This is a genomic window from Zooshikella ganghwensis DSM 15267 (assembly GCF_000428585.1).
Taxonomy (GTDB): Bacteria; Pseudomonadota; Gammaproteobacteria; order Pseudomonadales; family Zooshikellaceae; genus Zooshikella; species Zooshikella ganghwensis.
Genome location: NZ_AUAF01000216.1, coordinates 1 through 5,289 on the forward strand (window position 1 = coordinate 1; position 5,289 = coordinate 5,289).

The following is a 5,289-nucleotide window of genomic DNA, read 5'->3' on the forward strand; positions in this document are numbered from 1 at the left end:
CGGTAAGGGTGTCGTTAAGAGCCTGAACAAACGTTATCACATGGGGAATTGGGGTAATCAACACAAGTCGTCATCTAGTCGCCATTAAAGTAGAAGCACGATATACTACACTATCACTGGTCTACAGGTGTCGTGTTGATCGTTCTTTGCTAGGCGAAGAAATGGAGCCATACCTGTAGTCCAGCCTTCTGAACCTCTCTCCCTGCTAGTCAAGCATTAAAAACTTCGGAATCGAGTGACAGCACCCTGGTATTGTTCTGAATGCAATAATATGTAATTACTAAAGGGTATTAAAGTAGATCAAAATATTATGAAAATTGCACCTGTATATCCAGTAGGCCTTATATACAGGTGTGTTGGTATAACTTACAATCGTTAGCCCTAAAAAAACGTGTATACCGTTTACTGAATAAAGCTACCAGTCTACCAGTAAAGCTAAGTTCAGTAAGAACAGCTTCAGATTAAGCAGTGGTATAGTTAATGCGGGTTTTAAAGGGGAAGTGTTTCGGGCTTTAGCACCAAATAAACCCTTCGTGAATCAATTTTATACTCGCTATCCATAGCGTTTACCTTAGCGGGCCTGCGACGCTGCTCTATGGCTGTCATGATGTTATGTATGAGAGCAATGCGGGAACAATGGCTGAGGAGCTTTTAACTGCCACCACAGTCTCCAGCTGCCCTCTTGAGTTCTAGAGGATAAAAGTCTTTCGCTGTGGGTATTTTAAATAAAGGGCTTACTTATAACTCGACTTTGGCCATTTAGAAGCTAAGGCATTGCAGGTAAAGCAATACTGTTAGTGGTTATAACCTGAATTAACTCATGTCTAATGAAAACCATGATATGAATTAATTCTAACCCGTTGTTTCTAATAGCTTATTTTTAGCCGTCATGTGTATTCAATAATGGCCAAAGCCGAGTTATAAGCAAAGTAAACTCTGTAGAAGAACAATTTTGTTTCATGTGAAGAGTCTGGTTGTGTTATTGCTTTTAGCAGTAGATTATCTCAAGGGGTGTGTAAATTATCATGAAAACAGTGCAGGGTAGTCCATTAGCTCTGTTACCTTTATTGGTATTTTTAGTTATATTTTTGGGCAGTGGTATTTACTATTCACAACAAAACATCGATTTTGCCTTTTACCAAATAAAGGCACCTGTTGCCGTATTACCAGCCATTATTATCGCAATGATGATGGGGCGTGAAACCTTAAACCAGAAAGTTGAAACTTTTTTGAAGGGAATTGGCGATATGAATATCGTCATGATGTGTATGGTGTTTTTGCTGGCAGGGGCATTTGCCAGTGTAACTAAAGCCATTGGTGGAGTTGATGCCACAGTGAATTTGGGCTTGCATATCATTCCTCAGCAACTGATTTTACCTGGTATTTTTGTGATCTCAGCTTTTATTGCAACAGCTATGGGCACCTCGATGGGGACTATCGCTGCTATGGCGCCTATCGCCGTAGGATTTGCAAATACGGCTGATGTTTCACTAGGTTTGGCAGTAGGCGCTGTAATTGGTGGTGCAATGTTTGGTGATAATTTATCCATCATTTCTGATACAACCATTGCAGCAACACGCACTCAAGGGTGTGAAATGCGCGATAAGTTTAAGTTGAATTTTCTTATAGCAACACCTGCTGCAGTGGTAACAATGGTTGTTTTGTTTGTGCTAGGTGATACCGGCAGTGTTCCTCAACCTGAAGAAATTAATTTTCTTTTAGTATTGCCTTATTTGGCGGTACTTGGCTTGGCGTTAGCTGGGGTCAATGTATTGGTTGTTTTGATGAGTGGTATCATCATTGCGGGTATAACAGGTATATACCATTCTTCTGACTACACAATAGAAACACTGTCGAGCAATATCTTTGATGGCTATAGCAATATGCTGGAAATCATGGTGCTGTCGATGTTTATTGGTGGTCTGAGCGCGATTATGAAAGCACGTGGAGGCTTAACCTTTTTAGTCAGTTTAATTCAGCGTTTTACTGAGCGTCGGGGTTTACAGCGTCGAGGTGGAGAAGCAGGAATAAGTGCACTTGTGAGTATTGCAGGGTTTTTTACCGCAAATAATACCGTTGCTATTTTAATTTCAGGTAGTTCTGCGCAAGAAATAGCGACAAAAAATGGTATTGATGGGCGACGCAGTGCCAGTTTATTAGATATTTTCTCCTGTGTTATTCAAGGCTTACTTCCATATGGCGCACAAATATTGCTCGCAGGATCAGTTGCTAGCATGTCGCCGCTTGAGCTGATCAGTAATGTTCACTACTGCTGGTTATTAGGACTTTCTGCAATCATTGCGATTATTTTTGGTTATCCAAAATCGAACGCTGTTGCAGCAAAAGAGCCTGCAACTTGTTAAGTGAAAATAGCATCAAAGGGGTACATAATAAGTGTACCTCTATGAATTCTCCTTCCTTCATGAGTCTTTTTCAGTACCATATCTCTCTATTTTTCCCACACATGCATGATGTAATTGGGCTTTTTTGGTTATTTCCTGGTCTAATTTGCTAGGGCCTGTTAACCCTAAGGATTAATGGAAGCAGTCGTCAAGCTATGATAACAAACCCTACGAAAATGTCAGGAACGCATTAGGGTCGCTGCAGTAAAAAAGAATTTATCGCCAGCGAAATAATTGACTGAGCAGATAAGGATCATCAAAGTGACGTTGCCCAATAAATAAGGTGGCGTGATTTCCCCATTGTCGCATAGCTCCTGGAGACGGGACCCCAGAGGGCCATAATATCCACCGTTCGGCCCGTTCAGTTGTTGAAACAATCCCAAACTCCTCGTCAAAGAGACTTTTTCGCTCACCAGAGGGTAAAGGTAAACTTCTAAGCTGGTTATAACTTTGGAGTGTATAGGCTTTGTCTGCTTTTGCAGCAGTTGTATCCAGCTCAAGTGGTTGAATGCCAGTAATGTGGTGCTCGGCAGAACTGATTGATATAGCCCAGCGTGCTGGGTGAGAGGTTTTAGGTAAATCAATAGGAATTATTAATGGTGGTTCTAATTGATTGGTCACTTGTTTAGTTTGTAGCCTCTCAGATAAGGGAAAAAAAGTATGATAACAGCCACAGGTATGGATACTGTCAAAAATTAGTGGCTTTCCTTTTTCTGTTAGTGTAACTCGCCAAATAACACCATCTAAGTTGCCACTATAAATATCCAAAATGCTACTGGCAGGTCGTTCTTTAAACCAAATAATATAGTTCAGCTGTAAGAGTGCTTTGCCATGAAACCGGGTCATTGAGGTTAGGGTGTAGGTGACGGGCTGATTACTAACTGTTGGTTGTGGTGTTAGTACTACTTCACCTGGTGTGTCATAGTCTCCTTGCTTTTGGATAGACCAAACTGGCGCGTAATGATAAAACAGTTTTTCTAATTGCTCTGGTCTCAGCAGTGGCAGCTGTAGTGCATTATTTTGGTAGGCGTGTCGAAACCAGCTTTGAATGGTGTCAGTGCTTAGTGATGTTGCTGATGGCACTTTTTGTTCTGGCGGGTAAATGACCGTATTTTTTAACGTGGTTACGCTAGATTGATTAAACTGTTGGCTTGCCTCTTCATGCCAGGCAGCTATTCCCGGGACCAAAAAATACTGTGTGAGGGGGTACAGCCCCGCCCACTGCCGCCAACTAATATAGGCGTCAGGGTAACGAAATTCACGCAAGGCACTAAAAAACTGATCGTTATCGACCAGTTTGCTAAATGTTTGCTGAAGACAGCTGTCAATTTTTTGCGCATGGAGTGTCTGATAAGATTTTGGTAAATTCGCAACATCAATTTCCCAGGCTTTATTTGTTTCCTGATAAGCTTGAGCAAGCCAAGCTGTGCGACGAGGCCCTGTGTCTAGAGTGTATATGTAACTGGCTAACAAGCGATTAATGCGCACATAGGGATACTGAGGAACAGGCTGAGTTTGCTGATCCATTGTGTGCTGCTGTGATAGTTGATGGTATTGCTCTGTCAGGTAGCTATGACATTTGCTTTCTATATAGGGTGTAGTTGCCTGCTTGGTAGAGGGTTGTACGCTACAGCCCGTCAAACTGCAATACAGCACATAAAGTGTAATTAACCAGGCGGCTTGTTTGATATTTATCATTTCACTGTAATAAAACACCTTTTTTTGAGAGGCTGCTTGATAGGGGAGCCATTCTGGGTTGGGATTAGTTAGTTGTTTTTTTATAATACCTGATATTACTAGTGAATGATTAAGACGTGAATAATTGAGATAGATTTTATTGCAGCTTTTTTGGGGATATGGGTAAACTATCAAGAAATTGGTACGGATGTAATCACGCTTGAACTGAAAGTTAAATATTTATACAGCGTTTACCCATGTTTTGTGTCGTGGTTATATCTTGAAGTGGGTTCCACAACTTTAGGTTAGGTGTTTAGGCTGGGAAGCACTCCATGCCAGGGAAGCTGTTGTGAAGTCGTATCGTTATTGTAGTGTTGACTGGTTGGCGAGTAACAATATCCATAAGAACTGGGATATTCAGCATGTTAACACTTAACTAATGCAAAAAGGCTAACGTTTTAAGGAGCCAGTATGTTGTCTAAAGCGCTTGGAATGGGGCTCATTATATGGAGTTTAATTATTCCTGCAGGGTATGCAGAAACTATTCATCTTCTCACTGAAAATTTCCCCCCCTTAAATATGTCCGCGGATGAAAAAAACTTTGCCCGCGGCAATAATGTGACGGGTATTACGACAGATATTGTTAGATTAATGTTTAAACGAGCGAATATTGATTACCGGGTGACCCTGCGTTTTCCATGGAAACGAGTCTATGATACTGCGCTAAAGCAAAAAAATTATGGTGTTTTTTCGACCTCCAGAACACCAGAAAGGGAAGCGCTCTTTCAGTGGGTTGGTCCACTGGCTGAAGAGTACTGGGTATTACTGACTAAGGCTGACTCACCTATTACCATCAATTCTTTGTCAGATGCAAAGCCATGGCGAGTAGGCGGTTATAAGGATGATGCCTTAACAAAGTTTCTTACCAGTAGGGGGATAAGCGTTCTCGAAGCAGCTTTGTTGCAGTACTGAATCATCTGGTCTTTTGAGGTTGTTTAGACAGATTTATAGCTTTGAGGCATGCCCAGCGACGTAAAACGATTTAATACACCACAAGCAATTTTTACTTCTACTTTTTGATTGCTCATTTCTCGGGCATGCAACTGATTACCAAACGTCCGCTTGTAACGTTGCATGGCTGTCTCCGATCCACTTCGCTTACCGTATTGGTGATGCTGTTGCCAGGCATGTTGCCCCTTGGCTGCTATTT

General features: G+C 41.6%; 3 protein-coding genes and 1 pseudogene. 2 read left to right on the plus strand and 2 right to left on the minus strand.

Going from position 1 to position 5,289, the window contains the following annotated elements; genetic code table 11:
• Window positions 1-1,025: 1,025 nt before the first annotated feature.
• Window positions 1,026-2,363 (plus strand): Na+/H+ antiporter NhaC family protein, encoded by a 1,338-nt coding sequence (locus F607_RS0124235; RefSeq protein WP_027710118.1) that lies wholly within the window; start codon window positions 1,026-1,028, stop codon window positions 2,361-2,363.
• Between the two features lie 255 nt (window positions 2,364-2,618).
• Here the strand turns inward: F607_RS0124235 and F607_RS33205 are convergent, their stop codons facing one another.
• Window positions 2,619-4,100 carry a hypothetical protein gene (locus F607_RS33205; RefSeq protein ID WP_051311801.1) on the minus strand — a complete coding sequence of 494 codons (1,482 nt, stop codon included), beginning with the start codon at window positions 4,098-4,100 and terminating at the stop codon, window positions 2,619-2,621.
• A gap of 450 nt (window positions 4,101-4,550) precedes the next feature.
• On the opposite strand from F607_RS33205, the gene F607_RS31590 reads away from it, so the two are divergent.
• Window positions 4,551-5,051, plus strand: coding sequence for a substrate-binding periplasmic protein (locus F607_RS31590; protein ID WP_051311802.1), 501 nt, complete (start codon window positions 4,551-4,553; stop codon window positions 5,049-5,051).
• 23 nt (window positions 5,052-5,074) lie between these two features.
• Here F607_RS31590 and F607_RS34960 read toward each other — a convergent pair.
• Window positions 5,075-5,289: pseudogene (locus F607_RS34960) on the minus strand (IS5-like element ISLlo3 family transposase); the annotation flags it as partial.